Source organism: Zeaxanthinibacter sp. PT1 (assembly GCF_028464225.1).
Lineage (GTDB): Bacteria > Bacteroidota > Bacteroidia > Flavobacteriales > Flavobacteriaceae > Zeaxanthinibacter.
In genome coordinates this window covers 261,690-286,731 of sequence record NZ_JAQPCN010000002.1, presented here as the reverse complement: position 1 = coordinate 286,731, position 25,042 = coordinate 261,690, and the positions used below count along the sequence as shown (strand labels likewise).

Genomic DNA, 25,042 nt, shown 5'->3' with positions numbered 1-25,042 from the left:
TATTTTTATGAAATGGCTATGAATATAAAAAAAGGGTTCCGGTTCTCCTCCTATGAAGCCCCGGAACTATCTCCCTTTGATAAACTCTTCGAGATTTTCCAGGAACTTATCACCCACACCTCGGGGGATGTGGAAGAAGCCCTGGACTGGCTTCGGGAACTGGATAAGGAATACGAACTCACCACCGAGGATTACACCATAGACGATTTTATTGAGGACCTGAAGGCTAAAGGGTTTATTCAGGAAGAATTTGAACCGGGGGATGGCGATGCAGATGAAGGGGAAGATGGCCAGGGTGGTCGTGGCAGCATGTCTATTACCGCAAAAATGGAAAGACTGATCCGTAAAAGGGCACTGGACCAGATCTTTGGTAAGATTAAGAGAAGCGGAACCGGTAATCACAAGACCGGTGCCTCCGGTCGTGGGGATGAACACACCGGTGATTTTAAAGAATATCACTACGGGGATCCCTTGGAAAGGATCTCGATGACTGAAAGCCTGAGAAACGCCCAGATAAACCACGGCATGGATGAATTTGCCATGAACGAGAATGACCTGGTTGTAGAGGATACCCACCATAAAGCACAAATGAGCACCGTACTGATGATAGACATCAGTCACAGCATGATACTATACGGGGAAGACCGGATCACCCCGGCCAAAAAAGTGGCAATGGCACTGGCAGAATTCATCACTACCAGATATCCAAAAGACACCTTGGATATCCTGGTCTTTGGTAATGATGCATGGCCTATATCCATTAAGGAGTTGCCTTACCTCAAGGTAGGGCCATATCACACGAATACAGTAGCAGGACTTCAGCTAGCGATGGATATGCTGAGGCGCAAACGGAATACCAATAAGCAGATTTTTATGATCACGGACGGGAAGCCGAGCTGCCTGCGGCTTCCGGATGGCCATTATTACAAGAATAGTGTTGGGTTGGATGATTTCATCGTGGAGAAATGCTACAACATGGCCCGGCAGGCTCGAAAGCTGCATATCCCTATTACCACTTTCATGATTGCGCAAGATCCTTATCTGCAACAATTCATAAGGCATTTTACGGAAGCCAATCGCGGGAAAGCTTTTTTCACAGGTTTAAAAGACCTGGGCGGAATGATTTTCGAGGATTATGAACAGAATCGGAAGAAGAGGATCAAATAACGAGATACAACAAAAGAAAAAATTGAATATGAATATAGATCATACTACTATAAATACCCTGGGTGCACTTAAGGCTTCGGGGTATACCCCGAAGTCTATCAAGGACGAACTTCGAGATAATTTACGGGAAAAGCTGAGGAAAGGTGAAACTACCTTCAGTGGTATATGGGGTTACGAGGATACGGTTATCCCGGAACTGGAAAGGGCAATTTTATCCAGGCACAATATAAACCTGCTGGGACTAAGAGGGCAAGCAAAGACACGACTGGCTCGGATGATGGTAAACCTGCTTGATGAGTATATCCCGTTTGTCGAAGGATCAGAAATTAACGACGACCCATTTAACCCTATTTCAAGATATGCCAGGGAATTGATTGCAGAAAAAGGTGACGATACTCCGCTACGCTGGTTACACAGATCTGATCGCTTCTTTGAAAAACTCGCAACCCCGGATGTAACGGTCGCAGACCTGATTGGAGATGTAGACCCAATTAAAGCCGCCAATCTCAGATTGTCATATGCGGATGATCGCGTGATTCACTTTGGGATGATTCCCAGGGCAAACCGCTGCATATTTGTCATTAATGAACTGCCTGATTTACAGGCTAGGATTCAGGTCTCCTTATTCAATATTCTCCAGGAAGGGGATATACAGATTCGCGGATTTAAGTTAAGGCTTCCATTAGACCTCCAATTCGTTTTTACCGCAAATCCTGAAGACTATACCAACAGGGGAAGTATTGTTACACCTTTAAAAGACCGTATCGGCTCCCAGATCCTTACGCATTACCCGGATGACATCGAAACTGCCCGAAAGATCACCGAACAGGAAATCCAGGTAGATTCAAGGCAGACAGATGCCATTTATATTCCTGACCTTGCAAAAGATCTGCTGGAACAGATCAGTTTTGAAGCGAGGGAAAGCGATTATGTCGATACCAAAAGTGGGGTCAGTGCAAGAACCAGTATTACGGCTTACGAAAACCTGTTAAGCACAGCCGAACACCGTAGTTTACAATCCGGTTCGGATAAGACAGCGGTTCGACTCAGTGATTTCATGGGGGTGATCCCCTCTATTACAGGCAAGATAGAGCTGGTTTACGAAGGGGAACAGGAGGGCGCAGATACCGTTGCGGTCATATTACTCGAAGACGCAATAAAATCGCTTTTTGAATCCTATTTTCCCAAGATCAATAAATTGGAACACAAGGATGCAGAAACACCTTATGACGATGTGATCCTGTGGTTTTTTGAAGGAGAAGGTTTTGACCTTTCTGATGAGGGACAAGATGAAGATTATAAGAAAGCATTGGACAGTATACCCCCGCTGGATGCCCTGATTGATAAATTCCAACCGGATACTGCTAAAGAAGACCGGTACTTTTTAAAGGAATTTATTTTATGGGGATTGGCTGCAAATAATAAACTCAGTAAACATCGATTTACAGATGGTTACCAGTTTAAAGACCTATATGGCAGTTATATCAGTAAATTATAGTTCTTACGACCCGGTCCTTGGCCGGGTTTCTTAATCCCAGGGTTCCAGGTGATCATCCAGGTAATCCGTTTTATAATCACCGATCATTCTTTTTCTATGACCAAAAGTGACCAGGGTAAGGAGCAGTAACAAACATTGCAGTGCAATGATCACTCCGCCGACAGGGAAGAAGGTAGGGGGAATAAGGTGTTGAGAATATTCGTGATGACTTAATAGGATTTTCCCAGTCTCCAGGGTGTTAAAGACGTAAATGACAAAGATTACGTACAGGCTGTACTCCAGGTTACGCATCCGGGGATCAGGAAATTCCTGTTCTTTGATCTTAAACCAGAATACATACAGGAATGTAAAATGTAACAGGCTCAGCAGGGGGAAAATATAGTTATCCAGTTTTAAAAAATAAAAGCGGTTGGAGTATAATCCATAAAAATTTAGGATGATCAGTAAAGCTAAAACACCTATTGAAAGTATCAGGCAGCGTTTCCAGCCAAGAATAGAATAGAGGTATTGCATAAGACAACTGAAATAATCTGTATGTTTAGTTCGGTGATAAAACGGAACGCATTTTTCTTTATTTTAAAACCATCCAACATTTTAGAATTCTTATTACGAGCTTCAGGAAAACTCGGCCGTAACAAAAAGGATTCTTAACATTCAAGGCATTAAACACCTAAAATAAAAAATAATCTATATACTGTGAGCCGACTTTAGAAAGTCATGAGATACTTACGTCCATTTAAACGATGAAACATCAGTACGTTATACGATTGCAGTACCTCGGTTTCAGGTACAGCGGCTGGCAGCGGCAACCCTCCCAGAAAACTGTAGAAGGCATGGTGCATAAAACCATGAAATTTGTGCTGGGGCAAAAACCTTTCAGGATACTGGCCTCCGGCCGGACGGATGCCAAAGTTTCTGCTCTTGATGCCGCGGTGGCCCTTTACCTGGAGGATGAATTGCCCATGCCACTCGAGGATTTCTTGCGTTTGCTCAACCAGAACCTGCCACCGGATATCCGGGCCATGAGTGTTCAACCGGTGACGCCTGCCTTCAATATTATAAAGGACAGTAGCATGAAGGAGTATGCCTATCTATTTGCTCATGGTGAAAAGATACACCCCTTCTGCGCCCCCATGATGGCCTGTATCCATGAGCACCTGGATATTTCATTAATGATCGAGGCGGCTCCGCTTTTTGTGGGAACACATGATTTCAGTGCCTATACTGTAAAACAAACTGGAGAGAAAGATACGAGCAGAACTGTAACTTTTTGCGAGCTGGGCGCTAACGATCAATGGCAGGCCAATTTTTTCCCTGAAGAATCCTACCTCTTACAAATTAGGGCGGAGGGGTTTATGCGGTACCAGGTACGTATGATCATGGGCGCCTTGATAGAACTTGGACGGGGTAACATCACCTTGGACCAGCTTACCAAATCCTTAAAGCCAGGTAACGACACCCGCTGGACCTATGTGGCCCCGGGATCGGGATTATCACTTAACCGCCTGGATTTTGAATGAACCAAAGCCTTCTTTTTTATCTTTATAAAAATTACTGTCCATGACCAAGAAAAAGAGCAAGCGAAAATATAATTTTAAAACTAAGCCTATCAGACCCAGGAAGATCTTCCAGAAGAAAGGTAAAGCTCCGGGAACCATCATTTATGTAGGGGATAGGGAGGGCATGACCAGCTCTGTTAACATCATGGAATACAACTGGGACGACATACAAGAATACAGTCTTGCGCCCGTAACGGAACTGGATAAACAAAAAGACAGTAGTACTACGGCCTGGATAGATATTCTTGGGATCAGTGATGAAAAGTTTATCGCGGAACTGGGGAAAAAATTCGAGATCAATAACCTGGTGCTCGAAGATGCCATTAATACCCAGCAACGACCCAAGATCGATGAATACGATAATTACATCTTCGGAGTTTTTAAAATGCTATACCTGGATGACAACCAGCAAATGGTCGTAGAACATATCGCTTTGACACTATTTCAACATAACGTTCTAGTATTCCAGGAGCTGGAAGGTGATGTATTTAACGGGGTAAGGGAAAGACTTCGCAGCAGGACAGGAAAGATTAGAGCTAAAGGAGCAGATTACTTGTTCTTTGCACTTATTGATGCCGTAGTAGACAGTTATTTTGAAGTGGTTGAGAATATATTTGAGCGGATTGACAGCCTCGAAGATGAAGTCTATTACGACCCTAAACCTGAAACGGCAAGGAAAATACAGGATGTTAAAAAAGAAGTTATCCGACTCCATAAATGGATTTTTCCGGTTAAGGAAATGATACAGCGCCTGATTAATACTGAAAATCCATTGATCTCCAAGGATACCAGGCTGTACCTTCGCGACGCCTTGGATCATTGCATCGAGATTAACGAGAGCTTACAGATCTACCGGGAAATGTCTATCAGCCTGATGGAAATGTATATGACCAGCGTTAGTAATAAGATGAACGAAGTGATGAAAGTCCTGACGATTATGGCTTCTATATTTATTCCACTTACATTTATCGCCGGAATATATGGGATGAATTTTGAACATATGCCAGAACTAGATTGGCGTTATGGTTATTCAGTAGTACTGGGTATAATGTTGGTAATCCTGGTAGGAATGTTAATTTTCTTTAAAAGGAAGCGATGGATTTAACATTCATTATGTTAAGAATTCTCAAAAAGGGTTAAAGCCCGTTAAATCCCTTGACACAGGCTGTCTCAGGCTTATATTCTTAGTGTATTATTAGAGACCAATAGGGGTTGTAAACTCCCTGAAATTGGCGTTCTGCCTATACTTAAAAGGCCTTTTGTGGCCACTATGCACGATCTCTATTTCCAATGCATAGTCACCCAACATTTATAAAAACAGCTTTTTAAAACGATGAATTACTTAAATATCAGCGAAGAAAAATTATTGCCCGTGGTGGTTGAACTTAATACACTGCTGGCAGATTACCATTTATATTATCAAAAACTCCGCAATTTTCACTGGAATATCTTAGGCAGGAATTTTTTTGACTTGCACGAAAAATTCGAGGAATTATATTCGGACGCCCGGATAAAAATTGACGAGATCGCGGAACGAATATTAACCCTGCGGTACCATCCCATGAGCAATTATACCGAATATTTGAAAACATCTAATATAGAGGAGAGTACCCGGAACCTGAGAGACACTGAAATGGTGGAAGAAATCTTAGAAGCTCATGGCATTTTGTTAAAACAAATGTCCAAAGTGGTATCTGAAGCAGACGCTATCAGTGATGAAGGTACTATTGACCTGATAGGGGCTTACATCAGGGAAATGGAAAAAACCAGCTGGATGTTGGATGCATGGAATAAAGAAAATGAAGAGCGCCTGAAAAGTGCAGATTTAGTACAATAATGCACTAGTAGGCCATGAGCCTTGCCTTGAGCGGCAAGCAGATGAATGATAACTGATTATTTAATCCTAAAACAAGACAAATGAAAAATTTAAAAAATATACGAATAGCTTTATTAATGACCGGTGCTTTTGCCATGACCGCTTATACCGCGGGAGCCCAAAAAAGCCCGGATAAAAATGTCATGGATCAACAGGAAGAGATAGCCTCGGAGTCTACACAGAAAACGTACAAGTTGTGGAGAAATAACGAGGTCATCAAAAATTCTGTAAGGATCAGCACGGAAAAGAAAATGGCCGTAATGTTATCCGATAAGGACAGTAACGATATCAATCAAAAGAGGATTCTCCCAAAGAAACAGGTGATGAAGACCGTAGAGATTGATAACGATTCCGACGACGCCTATGATGAACGGATCAGTTTCCGATATAATGCCGAGGAAACATCAGATTTTGTTTTGGTAAGCGATAAAGATGAAATCCTGGTTGCCCTGGAGAATGGTGAAAACCTGGAAATCCTGGAAGACAAGAGCATCCCTAAAGACGCTATGCCGGATGATAAGGACTCTTATGTATTTACCGACAAGAATGGAAAAGAAGTTGAGTTCTTTATAGAAACTTATGAAGATCTGAATACCGGTAAAAATGACAATGACACTAAGAAATCAGACAAATAAAAGCTGATAATTAGGACTGGATAACAACCATGAAAAAGAGCACGATTTGTGCTCTTTTTTATTGGAACAGATCCGAGGACAAATAACGGTCACCGCGATCACAGATAATGCTTACGATCACCCCTTGTTCTAACTCCTGTGCGAGTCTCAATGCTGCCGCGGTAGCTCCTCCGCTGCTCATACCGGCAAAGATACCTTCCTTGGCCGCAAGAATATTGGCCATTTCACGGGCATCGGTTTCACTGACATCCAGGATACGATCCACTTTCTTTGGGTTATATATTTTGGGGAGGTAAGCCTCCGGCCATCTCCGGATGCCCGGGATACTGGAATCCTCGGTCGGCTGTACTCCAACGATCTGGATATCGGGATTCTTTTCTTTTAGGTAAGTTGACGTTCCCATAATGGTACCCGTGGTCCCCATGGAGGATACAAAATGAGTGATTTTTTTACCTGTAGCATTCCATATTTCCGGCCCTGTAGTATGGTAGTGTGCGCGCCAGTTATCATCGTTCCCAAACTGGTTTAACATCACATAACCGGGTTCTTCAGCTTTAGCTTCGGCATAATCCCGGGCACCTTCTATCCCGATATCTGCTGATGTAAGGGTCACCTTAGCCCCATAAGCCCTCATGGTCTGTACTCGTTCTTTAGTGGCGTTCTCGGGCATGACCAATTCGATCTGAAGGCCGTAAATTCCCGCGATCATGGCCAGGGCAATTCCTGTATTCCCACTGGTTGCCTCTATAAGTTTGGTGTTTTTTGTAAGCGTACCACGCTCCAGGCCATTTTTGATCATAAACAGGGCCGCACGATCTTTTACACTGCCCCCGGGGTTCTGCCCCTCCAGTTTAAAATATAATTTTACGTTCTTATTCGTATTTAAATGGGTGGAAAGTACAAGGGGAGTATTTCCGATCAAATCGGTCAAACTATGGGACATTGGGAAGTGTTTTGATTTTAATTTCCGGGCTGTGGAATACTGTAGAATTTGGTGGGACCGAAGAGGTGACCCATGCATTCCCCCCGATCACCGAATTCTCACCAATAATTGTATTTCCACCTAAAATGGTGGCATTGGCATAGATAGTAACGTTGTTTTCAATGGTGGGGTGTCTTTTTGTCTTTTCGAGGTTTTTAGCCACGTAAAGAGCCCCAAGAGTAACTCCCTGGTAAATCTTCACATGATCGTGGATTACCGCTGTCTCCCCGATGACCACCCCTGTGGCATGATCGATAAAAAATGAATTCCCGATACGAGCCCCGGGATTGATATCCACCCCGGTCTTACTATGGGCATATTCTGTCATTAGCCGTGGGACAAGGGGAAAACCATAGTTATATAACTCGTGCGCCAGCCTGTAGATGGCAATAGCGTAAAACCCGGGATAGGCCATGTATACCTCTTCCAGGGAAAGGGAGGCAGGATCACAATCGGCGATGGCTTCAGCATCTAAATTGAGTTTTTCCAGGATTCCCGGTAATTTCCCAAGGTATTGTCCCCAAAGTTCTTTGCAGGAATTCTCCGGATCCCAGCATGCGAGTTCTGCCAGGGTGCTGAATTGCTCCTCCAGTTGCTGCAGGCTGGTCTCTACCGGTGTCTCTATATCAAAGAGGCAGAGGAAGAGTTTATTGGAAAATGTCTCAACCTCGGTTTTCAATCGGAAACGAAGGTTGGGTTGTTTCTTGTGGTCCTTTATTTTACGGACTATATCATCCTTATCCATAATTCTTTTTAACACTCAAAATTAACCAATTAATAAAAAGGAGGCCTTTCAAATTGGTTAACTTTAAACTAAATTAAACAGATTATGTGGTATGAGTAACGAGAGAGTGCCCCAGGAATCGCTTATATTCCTTAAGCGATTGGCTAAAAATAATAACCGGGAATGGTTTACAGAACACAAAAAAGAATTTAAAGCAGTTGAATCCTCTGTAAAAGAATTCTATAATTCCTTGCACCAGAGGATGAGTCTGCATGACGAAATAGAAAAATTCAAGATGTTTCGCATTTACAGGGATGTGCGCTTTTCTAAAGATAAAACTCCGTATAAAACGCATTTCGCAGGATCGTATGCTAGGGCAGGGGAACATCGCAGAGGTGGATATTACCTTCGTATCAAACCGGGGGAAACATTTATCGCGGTGGGTTTCTGGGAACCGAACAAGGAGGATTTATTACGGATCAGGAAAGAATTTGAGAATGACGCTTCTGAGTTCAGGGAAATTATAACATCACCCGGAATACGGGGAACATGGGGAAGCCTGCAGGGGGAGGAGTTAAAGACAGCACCCAAGGGTTTTGATAAAGAGCATCCCGATATTGACCTTATCCGTAAAAAACAATTCATTTTTGTAAAGAATTATACAGACAAGGAGGTCATGGATCCCGGTTTTATAGAAGATGTCAATAGTTCCTTTAAAGCCATCAGGCCATATTTTGACCTGATGAGCGATATCCTCACCACCAACTTAAACGGGGAGTCCCTCTTAAAGTAAAGGAACCAATTCAAAGACCTGTACCTGGTCTTTCAGACGTTCAATCACCATGTTCATCATGCGTTTGTTCAGGGCTGAGGAATTAAGAATATATAATTCGTACTCCTCCACGGTGAATTGCCCGATGAGCATTCCTTTTAGTGAATTACGGAATTTGATGTCCTTGTGGATGGCGTTATCGATGTATTCGAGCCTTCGCTCCATCGATAGCTCATAGAAACCATTCTTATGCTTGGCGATATAATTCTTAAAGGCAGCAATAAGAAGTTGGTTCTGGAATTTGATGATCGGCCTCAGGGTTGCATTCTGAAACCTTTCGTCATCACTGGTGTTCAGGTTAATTCTTGCGGAGGGAATCTCTGGACGGAATCGCAGGAGATCAGTTGATCTATTGTTCATCACAGGTGGTTTTTTTAAAATTAGAGAGAAAATAGACTCGTAAAGACGGCTGTCCGATTAGTTTTTAACCAGTTTATGAACAGTGGAGAAGTTTTGGCCATAGCCGGGCTATGTTTTGAACTAAAAATCCTTTTGGAAGACAACCATTAAAGCCGGCCAGAATTTTATCTTTAAAAAAATCACAGATATTTATGAAGAAGTCCGTCAACCCATATAATAACCAAGTACTCTACGAATTTGAGGAGTGGTCAGAAAATCAAATTGACCAAGTGTTGAAACAAGCAGATGAGACAGCCAGGGAATGGAAAAGAGTCCCCTATGAGAAACGATCTGCACTTCTGATCAAGGCCGCAGAAGAATTGAAAAAAAATAAACATGAATATGCCCGTACCATTAGCGAGGAAATGGGCAAACCTATATCGCAAGCCGTTGCAGAGATAGAAAAATGTGCCTGGGTCTGTTCTTATTATGCCGATAATGCCGAGAATCAGCTCGCGGATGAGACGATAGACACGGATGCTGACCAGAGTTATGTAAGCTATGAACCCCTGGGGGTCGTACTGGCGATCATGCCCTGGAATTATCCATTCTGGCAGGTTTTCCGCTTTGCAGCGCCGGCTTTGATGGTCGGCAATGTGGGGTTGTTAAAACACGCTTCAAATGTGATGAAATCTGCCGAAATGATCACAAGAGTTTTCGAGAGAACCGGGTTTCCTAAGGGTTGTTTTCAGCATCTTGTGGTTGGTAGTGATGCGATTGAATATATCCTGAAAAATCCTATTGTCAAAGCCGTTACCCTGACCGGGAGTAAACCCGCTGGATCATCGGTGGCTGCATTAGCTGGGCAGGAAATCAAGAAGTCGGTACTTGAACTGGGCGGCAGTAACGCTTTGGTAGTGTTCGATGATGCGGATTTAGATTCTGCTGTGGAAACCTGTGTTCAGGCGCGATTCCAGAATACGGGGCAAAGCTGTATAGCCGGTAAACGTTTACTGATACATGAAGCAATCGCTGATGACTTCACTAAAAAATTCCTGGATAAAGTAAGTTCATTAAAATCCGGTGACCCCTCAGATGAAAGTACTTTTATAGGGGTGATGGCAAGGGAAGACCTCGCCGAAGAATTGGAAAAACAGGTTAACGATTCTGTTTCGATGGGTGCTGCACTTCTGGCCGGTGGTAAGAGAGAAGGCGCGTATTTTGAACCTACTGTCCTGGGAGATGTTACAACTGGGATGCCGGTTTTTAAAGAGGAAACGTTTGGGCCTGCCATCGGAATTACGCGCTTTAGGAGTGAAGATGAGGCTGTAGAACTATCCAATGCCACAGAATTTGGCTTAGGGGTTTCAATCTTCACTAAGGATAGGAAGAGGGTGAACAGGTTGATTCCCCAATTAAATGAAGGGGCGGTATTCGTGAATGAATTGGTGAAAAGTGATCCCAGGCTTCCGTTCGGAGGTGTAAATACTTCCGGTTATGGTCGTGAATTATCAAGACACGGAATCCTGGAATTCGTCAATAAAAAGACGGTCTACATCAACAAGTAGTGCTGGGACAGCTTTTGTTGGTTGCAGCCGGATTGAGATTAATATACCGTATCTCCCGGTTTGTAATCGTACCCTGGTTGCTGAGGGAAAATGTCCTGCTTTGCTCGGTAACACAGGAATTATTGATCATGGTTGCTGCCTCACGAGAATCTCCGGTTACGATATAACCGAAAAAGGAAAAGATCGCAGCGGTAAAATATTTGACTACGGTTTGCATGGCTTGAGGATTAGTTCGTTGATATAAAGCTATTTAATAATGCCTCTGCCCGGTTTTGCCTTAAGAAAAGTTTAATGCATCTTAACAAACTTTAGGAATCATAACTATCTTTACGACTTTAATCAACACACTTAAATCTGACTTATCCAATGAGATTTCACACGAGAAAATGGGTAAAACCGGAAGATCTGAATGCTAACGAAACCCTATTCGGGGGAAGATTACTTGGTTGGATAGACGAAGAGGCAGCATTGTACAGTATAATCCAGTTAGAAAACCGTAAGGTGGTCACCAAATATATGTCCGAGATCAACTTTATGAGCTCAGCACAGCAGGGTGATATTGTCGAAATAGGGATAGAAGTGGTGCATTTTGGGAAGAGTTCTATCACGCTAAAAGCAGAGGCCCGGAATAAAATGAACCGGGTCACTATACTGACCATAGACCAGATTATCATGGTCAACCTGGGAGAGGACGGCAAGCCGAAACCTCATGGTAAAACAAAAATTGAATATGTTAAGGACAGGCTTGGAGAGGCTGATTAAGTCTTTTTCTGGGCAGTTGCCACCGAGCTTACTTCGTCCAGTACCCTTAGAAGGTTAGCTCCCCATAGTTTTTCTATCTGCTCTTCCGTATACCCTCTTTTTACCAGTTCTACCGTAACGTTCAGGGTTTCTGAAGCATCCTTCCATCCTTCGATACCACCTCCTCCATCAAAGTCAGAACTGATCCCCACATGGTCAATACCGATCAGGTCTACCATATAATCAATATGGTTGACCAAATCCTCCACATTTACTGCAGGGGGTACATCCTCGCGGCTTGACAGTAAGCGGTCTACCTCTTCCTGAATCCGCGCTGCATCTTCTTTATAGGCTTCTTGTTCGGCCTCGCTGAGAGAATAGCGTTCTCTCCTGCTGTACCATTGTAATCCGAGGGAATCAGCGACCTGGTTGTGTAATTCTTTTAGATAAGCAGAACGAGCTTCGTGCTTCTCTGTATTCAGGTAGGAAGAAAAGGCAACGGTCTGAACCACCCCTCCGTTTTCCTTTAAAGCTTTTAATTGTTCATCATCCAGGTTCCTGCTGTGGTTACATAACGCCCTGGCCGAAGAATGTGATGCGATCACAGGTGCCTTTGATCGTTCTACGATCTGCATCATCGATGCCTTGGAAACATGAGATAAATCGATCATTATTCCTAGTCTATTCATCTCATCTACAGCCTTTTCACCTAATTCACTTAAACCATTATATAACCATTGATCGTCCTCTTCACCCGTATTGGAATCACAGAACTGGCTATGCCCGTTATGGGATAAGGAGATATACCTGGCACCCATGTTGTAATACTTCTCAAAATTGGATAGATCAGTTCCCATGGGGTAGGCATTCTCAACCCCGATCATCGCCACTTTTTTTCCCGCAGCCTGGAGTTGCCGAACATCATCTGAACTCACCGCTAATCCAATCTGGTCAGGGGCAAATTCTTTTGTGAGCTTGTGAATAGCCTCAAATTTAGCCATGGCATTTTCTTCGGCCTTTTCATACCCTGAAGGGCTTAACGTATCCTGCCCCGTATAGACGATAAGAAAGACTACATCAAGCCCACCGGCATTCATTTTAGGCAAGGTTACCTGGGTCTCCAGGTCTTGCGTATAATTTATGCTGTCCGTAAAATTTTTGACATTGATATCGTCATGGGTGTCAATAGTGATCACCCTGTCGTGTATCTCTTGGGCCTTGCTCATCAGGTCGGTATCGTTTTTATTCTCTGGTTGTTCAGCGCAGTTTATCGATAATATGCACAAAAATAAGGTGAAGTAACGCATTTGTTAAAATTTTAAACCTACAAAAAGAGGAGTTTGACAACAGCTTAAGGGCTCTAGGTAACATATTATTGCCAGCCCCCGACGAATATAAGATTTTTAGAGCGTTAATGCACCTATTGATTTTCATCTCAAAATAGAAAAACAGCTCCATTGAAATCAGACCACCTACTTGACCAGCTCAACCAGTTAGAATCTCAACTGAATCATTTCTCCTTTGGCGAATTATCTGCAGAAGAAGCTTCTGAACTCAAGAATTCCTTCCAATCCTTTAAGGCTCAGCTGGAGAGGAAGATCTGGGGAGAAAAATCGACCATCGTACACCCGGGAAATTCCCCGGTAACCGATAAATCCCAGGCAGGGACAGTGAACAGTGCAACAGATATGCATTTGGTCACTTCTTTCAGCCAGGAGATACAAACAACTTTACACAGCATCATCGGGAATTCTGAGAAGTTACAGGAAGGGATGCTGAATCACGATCAGCGAGTTCAGCTCCAGGCCATATTAGCTGATTCTAACGGGCTTGTGAATATCACTAACGAATTGCTGGAGTTATATAAACTTTCCAGCGGACAAGAGATTTTCGAGACCGTGAGCTTTAATTTGCCAAGCCTGATCAATGAAGTTGTTTACCTGTGTAAAACCCTGATCGTCAACAAAAAGATCTCCATAATCCTGGAGATGGATCAGGATGTGCCAGAATTTATAGAAGGAGATCCTTCTAAGCTATCACAGGTATTACTGAACCTGGTAGGAAACGCTATAAAGTTTGTCGAAAGAGGTGAGATAAAACTGATCATAGGAGCAACTCGCAGTAAAATGTCTGCTGTAGAACTGGATTTTAAGATTGCTGACAACGGGGATGGAATGGATGATGAAACCCTGGAACAATTATTCCAAGCTTTTATATCCCCCCCAAAAGGACAGGTCCCAAAACTTAATTTTTCAGGCCTTGGCCTTAGCATCATTAAACAGATCATAGAACAGCAGCAGGGGGTTATCGGGATAGACAGTATCCCTGGTAAAGGAACCACCTGCCACTTTAGAATTCCTTTTAAAACGGGGAAGGAGAGTGGGAGAGCGGTAACCCGGGAGAGCAGGCAGGACCCGGATACAGTAAGGGGCAGCAGGATCCTTGTTTTTGAAGACAATCCCCTGAATCAGAAAATCATTGAACAACGGTTAAAAACCTGGGGATGTATTTCTTATATCACGGAAAATGTTCGTTATGGACTGCAGCTATTAGAGGAAAAAGAGATAGACCTTGTCCTGATGGACCTTTGTATGCCTGTAATGAATGGTTACCAGGTTACGGAGATCATCAGGAACCATGACCAGGATCGTATAGCCGGGATACCGGTAATTGCACTTACAGCCGATTTTACCGCCCAGGATAAGAGTGATTGTGAGCAGGCAGGGATGAATGATTTTATCCTTAAGCCTTTCAGTTCAGAAGAACTGCTTTCTAAACTCGCCAAGTTTATCAGGAGAGCCCCTTCTAATAATGAAGCCAGGAAAGAAAAGGAGATAAAACCTGAAATAATACCTGAGACCACTGATGAACTTGACCTGGAAGAAATGCTGGCGGATTGTATGGGCCAGATCGACTTGCTAAAGGAACTGGTCGTATTATTCAAGCAGAACGCCTTGGAGTTCATCGGGATGGTAAAAATGCACTTGGAGAATAACGACTATGAAGGCATAGCGCAATCGGCACATAAGATCAAATGCGGGTTGAAGATGTTCAATGCAGAACGCCTGATCCTGCTGACGGAGCAAATACATCAGAATGCACGTACGGACAAGGACTCCAGGCATCTGAAATTTTTATATGAATGTTTCGTAGAAGAGTTCCCGGTTATGGAAGCCAGGATACAAAAAGCACTGGATGCACTTAAATAACCAAATATGACTCCCCCAAAAAAACAATTACTGCTTGCAGAAGATGATGACTTACTGGCATCCCTTCTCAATTTCCGGCTAAAGAAGGCGGGCTACGATGTCCTCCTCGCCAGTGATGGGCAGCAAGTAAAGGAATTGCTTAAAAATCATATTCCGGATATCATCGTAAGCGATATTATGATGCCTTATTTCTCCGGGATAGAATTGATAGATTTTGTCCGGAACGAATTAAAGTCACAGGTTCCGGTAATTATCATTTCATCTGCAGGGAATGAACAAAACGTTCTCAGTGCATTTGAACTGGGAGCAAACGATTTTATCTCAAAACCTGTGAGTCCTTCAGAACTGCTCGTTAGGGTAGGCCGGGAATTAAATAAGAATTAAACATAACTGTATGCAAGCCGCTATAGTCCCCCGCTATATCCTGAATGCTACCTCGTTCCACCTGGAACTTGTGGGGTACTTTACGGTGGGCTTTACGGTAATTGCACTGATCCTTCTACTTATTGTTTTTCTCAACCGGAGAACTCAATCCAATAAAAAAAGAGGGACCGCAGCCAGGAAGAAGATACTGGCGCCTATGATCAGTACCTTTTTGTTCTATGAAAACGAAGGAAACAAAGAGGACAATGTTGAATATGTTGAGATGAAGATCCGTATCCGGGAGATGCTAAAAGATAAGGACAACAGGGGAGTGCTGACAGAAATACTGATGGACCTGCAGAAAGATATATCCGGGGATGCACAGGATAGACTTCTACAACTGTATGCAGATCTTGAGTTACACTTTGATGCATTTGAAAAACTTTCCAGCTGGCGATGGGAGATTATTTCGTCCGGCATCCTGGAGCTGAGCAGAATGAAAGTGGATAAGGCATATACATTTATCAGACCCTTTGTAAACGACAGGAGAAGTGTGATAAGAAAACAAGCCCAGATTGCCACAGTAACCTTGAGAAAGGAAGGAATTAATTATTTCCTGGATACGGCCAAATATGCTATTTCCGAATGGCAGCAATTAAAGTTGCTCGATATTATCCGGGAAAAAGAAGATTTTATTCCCCCTAGTTTCCGCCTCTGGCTCACTTCCGGGAATAAAGATGTTGTCCTGTTCGCACTCCGGTTGATACGTTACTATAAACAGAGTGATGCCAATAATGCAATCCTGCGTTTACTGCGCCATAAAAATGACCAGATTAAACTGGAGGCCCTGGAATGTGTCAGAGAATTCTGTGTTTTAGAATCGCTGGAGATTTTAAAGAAAATATACCCGGAAAATAAAGCAGAAATCAAACGGACCATATTAGATACGATTGGTTTCTTGGGCTCAGAAACAGAAATACCCTTCTTAGAGGGAGTAATCCATGAAGAAAAAGACTTTATGGTGAAAAGTAAGGCGATCAGCAGCCTGAATGAAATAAAACCCGACAGTATCCTGCCCGAAGACGTTTTGAGTAAGACCGAAAAAGAAGAACTGACCGTTGCTCCCCAGCAGGAAGACCAAGTAGAAAAAGTAGATACTCAGGAAAATGAGCCAATACCCGCTGTCACTGTAACCCAAACCTCGGAGACACCATCTTTAGAAGAGGAGGTATTGATCGAAGCGGTTCCCGGAATACCCCCTGCTGAGGAAATGCCTGTCGCTGCCACGATCGAAGAACCTGCAAGCAAAGAAAATATATCAGCACAGGATGAAACAGATTTAAGTATTCCTGATGAGCTTCCGATAGAAGAAGAGGACCTCGAGATTTTTGACCTCTGCCTTCATGAATCTCTTGAAGAATTAATCCTGGAAGCTCGTGAATACGAAGGAACGCTAAGTCCAAGGGGTGTACTATCCCTGGATTTCCTGCCCCTGGTCAATGAACCACAAGCCGTGGAACCATTTGATTCCGAGCTGTCTGAAGACGAATGTGAGGCCATTATGCATATGGAAACCGTGTACGAGATCCTTGAGGCCGGGGATGGTGGAAAGACAGAAGAGGAGCAGGAAGATGTACCCTTGGACAGCTTATTGCAACCCCATGGCATTGCCCTGAAAGCGGAGGATGAAAACACTTTTTTAGAAGATGCAGAAGCTATTAAAGGAGAGAATCATATCCCGGAGCTGGAGATCGACTTTTCACCGGAACCTGCTTTTCACCTGAGTATCTTTTCCGATCTGTTCCTACGCTGTGATAAAGATACCAAGTTGATGCTGCTGGACGAAATACTGGCCGTGGGAGATGAAAAAGAGCTGGAATTCCTTGATTTCCTGTTAGGACAGGAAGAAGGCGAGGTATTGGAGAAAGTGGAGTGTATTCGAGAGAAACTGGGTTCCCTGCTGGAATCATTCCCCGTTGGAACTTACTGTGAATCTTCGGAGCAAGATCAGTCCTCGGGGTTATCCATGCATGAAGGAGTGAGATTGGCAGTAACCTCTACAGATACAGAAGTGGACCCTGGACATTCGGCGAAAGAGGAGGAGGGACTCCTCCATCTGAATTTTGAACCTGACGTATCTAATGAAGAGTCTGCTGAAATCGTTACGGGATCGTTCTTTAGTTGTATTCGCAGATTGATGAAATAAGAATGGAAAAAGATATACTGCAAATCGTATTTGAATACCTGAACATCGTTTTCCTGTTGTTTACAGCTACGCTGTTCCTTATGTTCGGTTTTATGGCGTATCTCTCTTCCAGGAGTTCGCTTCATTATAAGCATAAGAATAGTTTCGGTGACCTGTCAAAGATCATGGCTTCTCCTTTGGCTCCAAGTATAACCATCATTGCGCCGGCCTATAACGAAGGTCCTACTATCGTTGAAAACATCAGGTCACTGTTGTCCTTACAATATGTGAATTTTGAAGTGATGGTGATCAACGATGGAAGTAAGGATGATACCTTACAGAAAATGATAGACGCTTACGACCTGGTAAAATCGGATGAGCTGACGGACCCGGACCTGAAGTGTAAGAGAATTAGGGGTATCTACAAATCGACCCAGCGATCTTTTGGGAAACTCACCGTGGTGGATAAAGAAAACGGGGGGAAGTCCGATGCCCTCAACGCCGGTATACACCTGTCGACAAGTCAATATGTAGGATGTATCGATGTAGATTGCCTTTTGCTTCCAGAAGCTTTGCTGCATGTGGTAAAATCGTTCTTCCAGCGTTCACAGAAAAGGGTTATCGCGGTAGGAGGGGTGATCAGGATTGCAAATTCCTGTAAAATATCGGGGGGTACGCTAGAACAGATCCGTATGCCAAAACATTGGTTAGCCAAGTTCCAGGTGTTAGAATATACTCGTTCTTTCCTCATTGGCAGGATGGCCTGGGGAAGAATAGACAGTTTACTTATTATTTCCGGAGCTTTTGGTTTTTTTGATCGTGAGATCGCCGTTGCCGCAGGCGGGTATGATACCAATACGGTTGGAGAGGATATGGAAATCGTTTTCAGGATGCGCCGCTTTATGCATGATCGGGATCTTCCTTATTCCATAGAGTACATTCCCGATCCCCTGTGTTGGACAGAAGTTCCTGAAGATCTTAAAATGTTTGTGAATCAACGGGACCGTTGGTCACGTGGTAACCTGGAAACATTATACACTCATAAAGACATGTTTTTTAACCCCAGCTATGGCAGGTTAGGAATGCTGAGTTACCCGTATTGGTTTTTTTATGAATGGCTGGCCCCCTTGTTGGAATTCGTCGGTTTTCTCTCGGTTATACTATTCTGGTATATGGGAGTTCTCAATAAAGAATTTTTTATCCGAATCACCCTCGCAGTGTATATGTTCTCCGTGATGTTCTCCTTTTACGCCATCCTGGCAGAAATGTACTCTTATAACCAATACAATAAAACCAAAGATATTTTCACCCTGGCCTTATGTGCCCTTATAGAACCATTTATTTTTCACCCCATCGTGGTCTATTCGGCGGTTAAAGGGAACTTTAAAAAACTGTTCAATATCAAGTCAGGCTGGGGTACTATGGCGAGAAAAGGATTCGCAAAAGCGTAATAAATGTTCACAAGTATTACAGATAGCAAAATAAGGGATCAGCGACCACTTCGGGATTACATCCGTATGGTCCTGACTTTTTTTATCTGCCTGGTTCTGTTATCTGTATTACAGCAATTTCACCTATACCGTCAAGGTGTATTGGACTCCGTGATCAACAAGAGCCTGTTAATCCTGGTGGTCCATCATACAGGTTTTGCATCTTTGGCAGGAATAATCCTGGCCTTTATTTTCAAATTCCTGGAATCGGTAAAAAAATCATTGGGTCTATTTAGTTGTGGGATGGTATTTATCTTTCTGTTGTTCTCAGAAATCCTGACCACCCTATACTTCACTGAACACCACGAAATGCTTGGATCGGACTTTATCGTGGTTTATTTAGCCCGTTACACTTCTTCACAGGTTATTTTAAGACTTGGATTGGGTTTATCACTGGGTTTATTGAGTTTCCTTGTAATGTATCGCCTCGTGGCCCGTGTTTACCATCTTATATCGAGGATGTATCCCTTCACCCTGGTTTTGCTCAGTATATTCCTCGCCACGCTCATGTCTCATAAAAACCCTGTTAACGAAAATAAAACCCAGCATTTGCTAGAGAATGCGTTAACGGAGCTTATGGACTGGAACGCCTACCAAGGGGAAGCTGAATACCCACTTTTACGGCCAAAGTCCTCCTCAGTGGCATTAGGTCCCTACTTTAAATTGGGTGCCGAGAGACCAAACCTTGTTTTCCTTGTCATTGACGGTTTAGGAGCGGATTTCCTGGGAACCGATGCCAAATACGCAGCATTTACTCCCTTCCTAAGCTCATTGTCTGAAAAATCACTGCACTGGGATCATTTCTTAAGCAACCAGGGAACAAATTATGCCGCTGTCCCTAGTATTACCGGCTCACTGCCATTTGGAACAAGGGGTTTTACCAAGATCGATCAACAACTGAATCGCCATACGCTATTTAGCCTGCTCCAGGAGAATGGTTACAGGACTTCATTCTATTATGGGGGGAATACAGCTTTACATCAAATGGATCGATTCTTATTTGAAGAAGGAATAGACGAGATCATTGGCAGGAAAAATTTTGGAAGAGCATATCAGCAACAACCCGAAGACGAAGCCGGTATCTCTAAAGGATACCCTGATAAAGCATTGTTTGCGTTCTATCATTCTGAGAAAAAGGATAGGAGCAGACCAAGGCTGGAGGTATTCCAGACCCTCAGTAGCAGTAAACCCTTCAATATTCCTCAAAAGCAGGTCTATGTAAAAAAGGTGAGGCAGACCTTGGCTTCAGGAAACTATCAAGAGGAGATAGCTTCCAGGATAAGTCGAAACAGCGATATTTTCGCATCTATCCTGTATATGGATGATGCGGTAAGACATTTTATTCAACAGTATAAGGCAAACCCGGAATTTGATAATACCATTTTTATTATTACCGGTAGCCATAACCTCTCAGAGTTACCCCAGGAGAGTAATATAGACCGGTACCGGGTGCCACTCATCATGTACAGTCCTTTAATAAAAGAAGCGCGGAAATTCAGTGTATTGGCTTCCCATGCCGATATAGTACCCGCCCTGTTGGGCCTACTAGGCCAGGACTATCCAATAAAGCAGCCTTCGGAGGTAGCGTGGTTAGGGGATGATTTGTTGATGGAGTCCGACCATAAGACCATTCCTTTATTTCGATACCAGAACGGCATAGAGGATTTTATAATGGGATCTCACTTTTGGAGTAATGGTGATTTGTACAAGATCGGGCCATCCTTTACACTCACGAAGCTCAGGAATCATGAAAAGGAAGAGGAAGTAGAATCGGCATTCCAATATTTTAAGGCGGTTAACCGTTATGTAACCATGCAGAACAAGCTTATACCTCCTGTTAACATTGGTCTAAACTCATATACATCCCAAGAATTCAGTAACGAAGACCAGATCTGGATACAGAGCATTTTTAACGGGGAGGATTATGATAAAGCCTACGGCATTGCAAGAGAGATTGCCTTCCAAGGAGATTGGGATCGGGCTGATCTCCTCTGTCGATATATATTGGACAAAGTGCCCGGACATGCCGACACCGAAATACTCATGGGAAGGATAGCTGCATGGCAGGGGAAGTATGAACCAGCCGAAAGAATACTCAGTAGCGTGGTACGTAAGTACCCTGTATATTCAGATGGTTATGCGGCTCTTCTCGATGCTTATTACTGGAGTGGTAAGCATAGCAAAGCCCTTGAATTGAAGACTGGCATTGAAAAATATCACCCGGAAGACCACGTACTGAATGAAAAACTTCAGAGAGCGTCGACCAGCCTCAGAAAACAGCTTTTAGAAAAAAGTGATAAGAGCAGGCATAAGCAGGTGAAAAACTCCATAACAGCAAAAATATGAAAGGATACCTTGCATACCTCGGCGTTTTGCTGTTATCGCAGTGCTTGGCATACGGCCAGGAGAAGGCTCAATTTCAGGATTCAGACCTGCTCTTTTCTGAAGCTCGTGAACTTGCCTTTAATGGCCAGCACAGCGATGCCAGGAATACCCTTGAAACTATACTGGCAGAACACCCCGATCATTCAGATGGGAAAACCCTGATGGCCAAAACTTACAGTTGGGAAGGAAATTATGAGGAAGCACGGAAACAACTTAACCGTATGACTTCCAGGAATCGGGATAATCAGGAGGCCTGGGTAGCCGCTATCAAGAACGAAATGTACGCGGGAAACACATACATCGCCCTGGGACTTGCGAACAAAGCACTGAAATACATGGCTACAGATCCGGAACTTAATGGTCTGAGAACTGCCTTGGAATCCGAACTCAACCAGAATTCAAAGCATGAGATACAACAAGAATCAGCCTCTGGAGATATTATAGCTTTAAAACCAAAAAGTCAAACTTGGATGGGAAAGTATGACCAGGCAAGGAAGCGTTTTAATGCATATACATCTGAAGATCCATACCACCAACAGGCCTGGGTGGGAGCCATAAATAACGAAATGGATGCCGGTAATCATAATATCGCATTGGGATTGGCCAATAAAGCTCTCGAGAAACTATCGGCAGACCAGGAAATTCTTGTGCTCAGAGCCCATCTTTTAAAATTAATCGACCCTACAGCTACTGCTAGCGGTATAGAGAAAAAGCCGGTGCTGAAGGAAAATTACAGGGCTAACCGTGTATCGGTAGCTAACCAGGTTGATGTCTTTGACCAGGTTTTTGATCCAATGTACTACGGGAGTGTTGAATATACCCGGGAAACTCCCTTTGGCAAAATTATCCCCAGGATACTGTACAGTAACCGCTTTAATACAGAAGGCCTGCAATATGAATTGGAATTGTACCCGAAAATTTCAGAAAAGATCTATGCCAATATTAGTTATGCGTATTCTTCCTCTTTCATTTTTCCGGCACAAAGGGGCGGTGCAGAGGTTTTCGCTAACCTGCCCAAGGGAATTGAAGCTTCTTTAGGAGCCCGTTATTATGATTTTAAAAAATCTGACGCTTTGGTCTATACGGGTAGTATGGGTATGTATAAAGGTAATTATTACGTTTCATTAAGACCTTTTATTACCCCGCGTACCGGGCAACCTGTTTCGCTGTCAGGATCCTTACTGGCCAGGAAATATACACGGACCAAAGATGATTTCTGGGGAATTCGACTGGGAGTAGGGTATAATACAGACTTAAAACAGCTCAGGAGAGATGATACCCTCCTTTCAGAGACTATACTGTTCGTGAGTTCTCAACAACTTCAATTAGAACACCAGTTCCGGCCAAAGCAGGCTGCTTCTATGTACAGGGCAAACCTTGGACTATTGCGACAAGAATTCGCTGCTGACCCGGGTAATTTTTTCTATGCCATCTCCGGGGGATTGCAATATTTCTTTGATTTCTGATTTAATTCACCATACTCAAACCAGTGTTTAACCACAAAAAAAAGAGGGTACACCACAATAAGTTGCGATAATTTCTATTATTAAATATGTTTACTACAAGCAAATTTGACACCAATCAAACCACGTAAACCCCACTTACTATGTTATATGATACCTACGGTGAGGAATATTTAATTTTCCTTAGAGAATTGAATGAGATTTTAAGTTTAAATGAACTAGCCGAGCTGGATTATCTATAATCGGTTTAACCCCTAAAACCTTTTTACTATGGCAAATGATCACAAAGACCAAGCAGCGTATCTGAATTTCATCGAAGATCTCAATGAAATACTGATGAATTTTAATATCAACAGACTTAACTGTTCTTAATTGTTTTAGTGTATAGTGTAAAATAAAAAAGGGAGCTTCTCAGCTCCCTTTTTTTATTGTTAAATGTTTATCCCAGGTAATTTTTAAGCAATTTGCTCCTGGAATTATGCCGAAGTTTCCTGATCGCTTTTTCTCGGATCTGGCGAACCCTTTCCCGGGTCAGATCAAATGTCTGCCCAATCTCGGCCAAAGTCATGGATTGTTGGTCCCCGATCCCGTAGTATAACTTAACTACATCAGCTTCGCGGGGAGAAAGTGTATCCAGCGCCCGGTTAATCTCTGTATTCAAGGACTGCTGCATGAGTGATTTATCCGGCTTTGGGGATTCCCCGGATCTCATTACATCATATAAATTAGAATCCTCTCCCTCTTTTAATGGAGCGTCCATAGAAACGTGCCGGCCAGAATTTTTAATGGACTGCTTGACTTCATTTACGCTCATATCCAATTCTTTCGCGATCTCTTCTGCAGATGGCGGGCGTTCATGAGCCTGTTCCAGGTAAGAAAAAGTCTTTTTGATCTTATTGATAGAACCGATCTTATTCAGTGGTAATCGTACCACCCGGGACTGCTCTGCCAAGGCCTGGAGAATAGACTGCCTGATCCACCAAACGGCATAGGAAATAAACTTAAACCCCCTGGTTTCATCAAAGCGCTTTGCAGCTTTAACCAAACCGACATTCCCTTCATTGATAAGGTCAGGTAATTTTAATCCTTGATTTTGGTATTGTTTGGCCACGGAGACGACGAATCGTAAATTGGCGTTGGTGAGTTTTTCTAGTGCGGCTTGATCCCCTTCCCTTATTTTTTGGGCTAGCTCAACTTCTTCATTAGCAGTGATCAGATCTATTTTGCTGATATCTTGCAGGTATTTGTCTAATGATTTGGATTCTCTGTTTGTTACCTGCTTGATTATCTTTAGTTGCCTCATATGTTTGTAAAGGGATTTAAGGGTTATATCCTCTCATTATAACATTTTATTCCGTCTTTTCCAAAAGCGATAGGGTTGTACACCCGATTTTATCAAAAGTTTAGCAAAAAGAGCGCAAAATTATACCCTCAGGGGTATATTGGAAGATGTATAGCAAGAGTTTACTTTCGATATCATTATCTTCGGGGCATGAGTAAACGAGCCTTGAAGAAGTATGTGGCCGAGTTGCCCAAAGAGGAATTGGAGTTGCAACTCATCGCGCTATATGAGCGATACCCGGAAGTTAAGAAGTATTACGATTTTATATTTAACCCTAAAGAAGAGGCACTGGTTCAGGAAGCAAAAGCCAAGATATCCTACGAATATTTTCCCACCCGGAGAAAAAGGGCACGGGCGAGACGTTCGGTTGCCCATAAGTATATCAAATCTTTCAGGAAACTGGAAATGGATCCTCAATGGGTGGCAGAGCTTATGTTGTACAACTTGGAAATTGCCCAGGTATTCGAGGAAAAAAAGCCGCTATCTGATGCCTTTTATAAGAGTATGTGGAAATCGTACTCCGAGGCGATACAGTTTATCAGCTATCATCACCTTAAAGCAGAGTTTGAAGAGCGCATCAGGAAAATTCTCAACACGGTGCAGGAAAGGGAATGGCCCTATGAAAGTGAATTTATAAGGGTATACGAATTGTTAGAAGAAGACCAACAACAGCATTAATACAAC

At 43.1% G+C, this 25,042-nt stretch carries 23 protein-coding genes; 16 read left to right on the top strand and 7 right to left on the bottom strand.

The genetic code is table 11. The annotated features are described in order from the left end of the window. Positions 1-12 precede the first annotated feature (12 nt). The gene (locus tag PP178_RS08300; protein ID WP_272593878.1) at positions 13-1,167 is read left to right on the top strand and encodes a vWA domain-containing protein; all 1,155 of its coding nucleotides are present in this window, start codon (positions 13-15) and stop codon (positions 1,165-1,167) included. Positions 1,168-1,195: 28 nt separating this feature from the next. Continuing rightward, positions 1,196-2,665, top strand: a complete 1,470-nt coding sequence (locus PP178_RS08295) for a magnesium chelatase (protein ID WP_272593877.1) — start codon at positions 1,196-1,198, stop codon at positions 2,663-2,665. Between the two features lie 30 nt (positions 2,666-2,695). On the opposite strand, the gene PP178_RS08290 is transcribed toward PP178_RS08295, so the two are convergent. Continuing rightward, entirely contained in the window at positions 2,696-3,178 is a 483-nt protein-coding gene (locus tag PP178_RS08290) for a hypothetical protein (RefSeq protein WP_272593876.1), read from the bottom strand. 230 nt (positions 3,179-3,408) lie between these two features. On the opposite strand from PP178_RS08290, the gene truA reads away from it, so the two are divergent. The 4 genes from truA (at position 3,409) to PP178_RS08270 (ending at position 6,735) form a co-directional block, all read left to right on the top strand. After that, positions 3,409-4,185 (top strand): tRNA pseudouridine(38-40) synthase TruA, encoded by a 777-nt coding sequence (gene truA / locus PP178_RS08285; protein ID WP_272593875.1) that lies wholly within the window; start codon positions 3,409-3,411, stop codon positions 4,183-4,185. A gap of 40 nt (positions 4,186-4,225) precedes the next feature. Continuing rightward, entirely contained in the window at positions 4,226-5,329 is a 1,104-nt protein-coding gene (corA, locus tag PP178_RS08280) for a magnesium/cobalt transporter CorA (protein ID WP_272593874.1), read from the top strand. Between the two features lie 228 nt (positions 5,330-5,557). Then, positions 5,558-6,061: a Dps family protein gene (locus PP178_RS08275; RefSeq protein ID WP_272593873.1), complete on the top strand. Its 504-nt coding sequence runs from the start codon at positions 5,558-5,560 to the stop codon at positions 6,059-6,061. Positions 6,062-6,141: 80 nt separating this feature from the next. Beyond that, entirely contained in the window at positions 6,142-6,735 is a 594-nt protein-coding gene (locus PP178_RS08270; protein ID WP_272593872.1) for a hypothetical protein, read from the top strand. A 58-nt stretch (positions 6,736-6,793) separates the two neighbouring features. Here PP178_RS08270 and cysM read toward each other — a convergent pair whose 3' ends face one another. Next, entirely contained in the window at positions 6,794-7,678 is an 885-nt protein-coding gene (cysM, locus tag PP178_RS08265) for a cysteine synthase CysM (RefSeq protein ID WP_272593871.1), read from the bottom strand. Then, complete coding sequence (epsC, locus tag PP178_RS08260; protein ID WP_272593870.1) at positions 7,668-8,462, bottom strand: serine O-acetyltransferase EpsC; 795 nt, start codon at positions 8,460-8,462, stop codon at positions 7,668-7,670. Before epsC ends, cysM begins: the two co-directional genes overlap by 11 nt. Positions 8,463-8,553: 91 nt before the next feature. Here epsC and PP178_RS08255 point away from each other — a divergent pair, with 91 nt between their 5' ends. Next, complete coding sequence (locus PP178_RS08255) at positions 8,554-9,234, top strand: DUF2461 domain-containing protein (protein WP_272593869.1); 681 nt, start codon at positions 8,554-8,556, stop codon at positions 9,232-9,234. Here the strand turns inward: PP178_RS08255 and PP178_RS08250 are convergent. Next, positions 9,226-9,633, bottom strand: a complete 408-nt coding sequence (locus PP178_RS08250; RefSeq protein WP_272593868.1) for a glyoxalase — start codon at positions 9,631-9,633, stop codon at positions 9,226-9,228. The two genes, PP178_RS08255 and PP178_RS08250, sit on opposite strands and share 9 nt — an antisense overlap. Positions 9,634-9,824: 191 nt before the next feature. Between PP178_RS08250 and PP178_RS08245 the strand changes: the two genes are divergently transcribed. Beyond that, a complete protein-coding gene (locus PP178_RS08245) occupies positions 9,825-11,180 on the top strand; it encodes an NAD-dependent succinate-semialdehyde dehydrogenase (RefSeq protein WP_272593867.1) in 1,356 nt (451 codons plus the stop codon). Here the strand turns inward: PP178_RS08245 and PP178_RS08240 are convergent. After that, complete coding sequence (locus PP178_RS08240) at positions 11,170-11,397, bottom strand: hypothetical protein (protein ID WP_272593866.1); 228 nt, start codon at positions 11,395-11,397, stop codon at positions 11,170-11,172. The genes PP178_RS08245 and PP178_RS08240 overlap by 11 nt on opposite strands. Positions 11,398-11,546: 149 nt before the next feature. On the opposite strand from PP178_RS08240, the gene PP178_RS08235 reads away from it, so the two are divergent. Then, the gene (locus PP178_RS08235; RefSeq protein ID WP_272593865.1) at positions 11,547-11,942 is read left to right on the top strand and encodes an acyl-CoA thioesterase; all 396 of its coding nucleotides are present in this window, start codon (positions 11,547-11,549) and stop codon (positions 11,940-11,942) included. Here PP178_RS08235 and PP178_RS08230 read toward each other — a convergent pair. After that, the gene (locus tag PP178_RS08230; RefSeq protein ID WP_272593864.1) at positions 11,939-13,228 is read right to left on the bottom strand and encodes a dipeptidase; all 1,290 of its coding nucleotides are present in this window, start codon (positions 13,226-13,228) and stop codon (positions 11,939-11,941) included. The genes PP178_RS08235 and PP178_RS08230 overlap by 4 nt on opposite strands. Positions 13,229-13,378: 150 nt before the next feature. Between PP178_RS08230 and PP178_RS08225 the strand changes: the two genes are divergently transcribed. Genes PP178_RS08225 through PP178_RS08200 form a run of 6 tightly spaced genes read left to right on the top strand, consistent with a single transcriptional unit; the run spans position 13,379 to position 23,019 of the window. After that, complete coding sequence (locus PP178_RS08225; RefSeq protein ID WP_272593863.1) at positions 13,379-15,130, top strand: response regulator; 1,752 nt, start codon at positions 13,379-13,381, stop codon at positions 15,128-15,130. A 6-nt stretch (positions 15,131-15,136) separates the two neighbouring features. Continuing rightward, positions 15,137-15,514 (top strand): response regulator, encoded by a 378-nt coding sequence (locus PP178_RS08220; protein ID WP_272593862.1) that lies wholly within the window; start codon positions 15,137-15,139, stop codon positions 15,512-15,514. A gap of 10 nt (positions 15,515-15,524) precedes the next feature. Next, entirely contained in the window at positions 15,525-17,699 is a 2,175-nt protein-coding gene (locus PP178_RS08215) for a HEAT repeat domain-containing protein (protein ID WP_272593861.1), read from the top strand. Between the two features lie 2 nt (positions 17,700-17,701). After that, positions 17,702-19,129 (top strand): glycosyltransferase family 2 protein, encoded by a 1,428-nt coding sequence (locus tag PP178_RS08210; protein ID WP_272593860.1) that lies wholly within the window; start codon positions 17,702-17,704, stop codon positions 19,127-19,129. 3 nt (positions 19,130-19,132) lie between these two features. Further along, entirely contained in the window at positions 19,133-21,514 is a 2,382-nt protein-coding gene (locus PP178_RS08205) for a sulfatase-like hydrolase/transferase (RefSeq protein ID WP_272593859.1), read from the top strand. Beyond that, on the top strand, positions 21,511-23,019 hold the full coding sequence (locus tag PP178_RS08200; RefSeq protein ID WP_272593858.1) for a YaiO family outer membrane beta-barrel protein: 1,509 nt from the start codon (positions 21,511-21,513) through the stop codon (positions 23,017-23,019). Before PP178_RS08205 ends, PP178_RS08200 begins: the two co-directional genes overlap by 4 nt. A 436-nt stretch (positions 23,020-23,455) precedes the next feature. Here the strand turns inward: PP178_RS08200 and PP178_RS08195 are convergent, their stop codons facing one another. Then, positions 23,456-24,319 carry a sigma-70 family RNA polymerase sigma factor gene (locus tag PP178_RS08195; RefSeq protein ID WP_133644240.1) on the bottom strand — a complete coding sequence of 288 codons (864 nt, stop codon included), beginning with the start codon at positions 24,317-24,319 and terminating at the stop codon, positions 23,456-23,458. A gap of 189 nt (positions 24,320-24,508) precedes the next feature. Between PP178_RS08195 and PP178_RS08190 the strand changes: the two genes are divergently transcribed. Beyond that, positions 24,509-25,036 carry a DUF6155 family protein gene (locus tag PP178_RS08190; RefSeq protein WP_272593857.1) on the top strand — a complete coding sequence of 176 codons (528 nt, stop codon included), beginning with the start codon at positions 24,509-24,511 and terminating at the stop codon, positions 25,034-25,036. Positions 25,037-25,042: the final 6 nt, after the last annotated feature.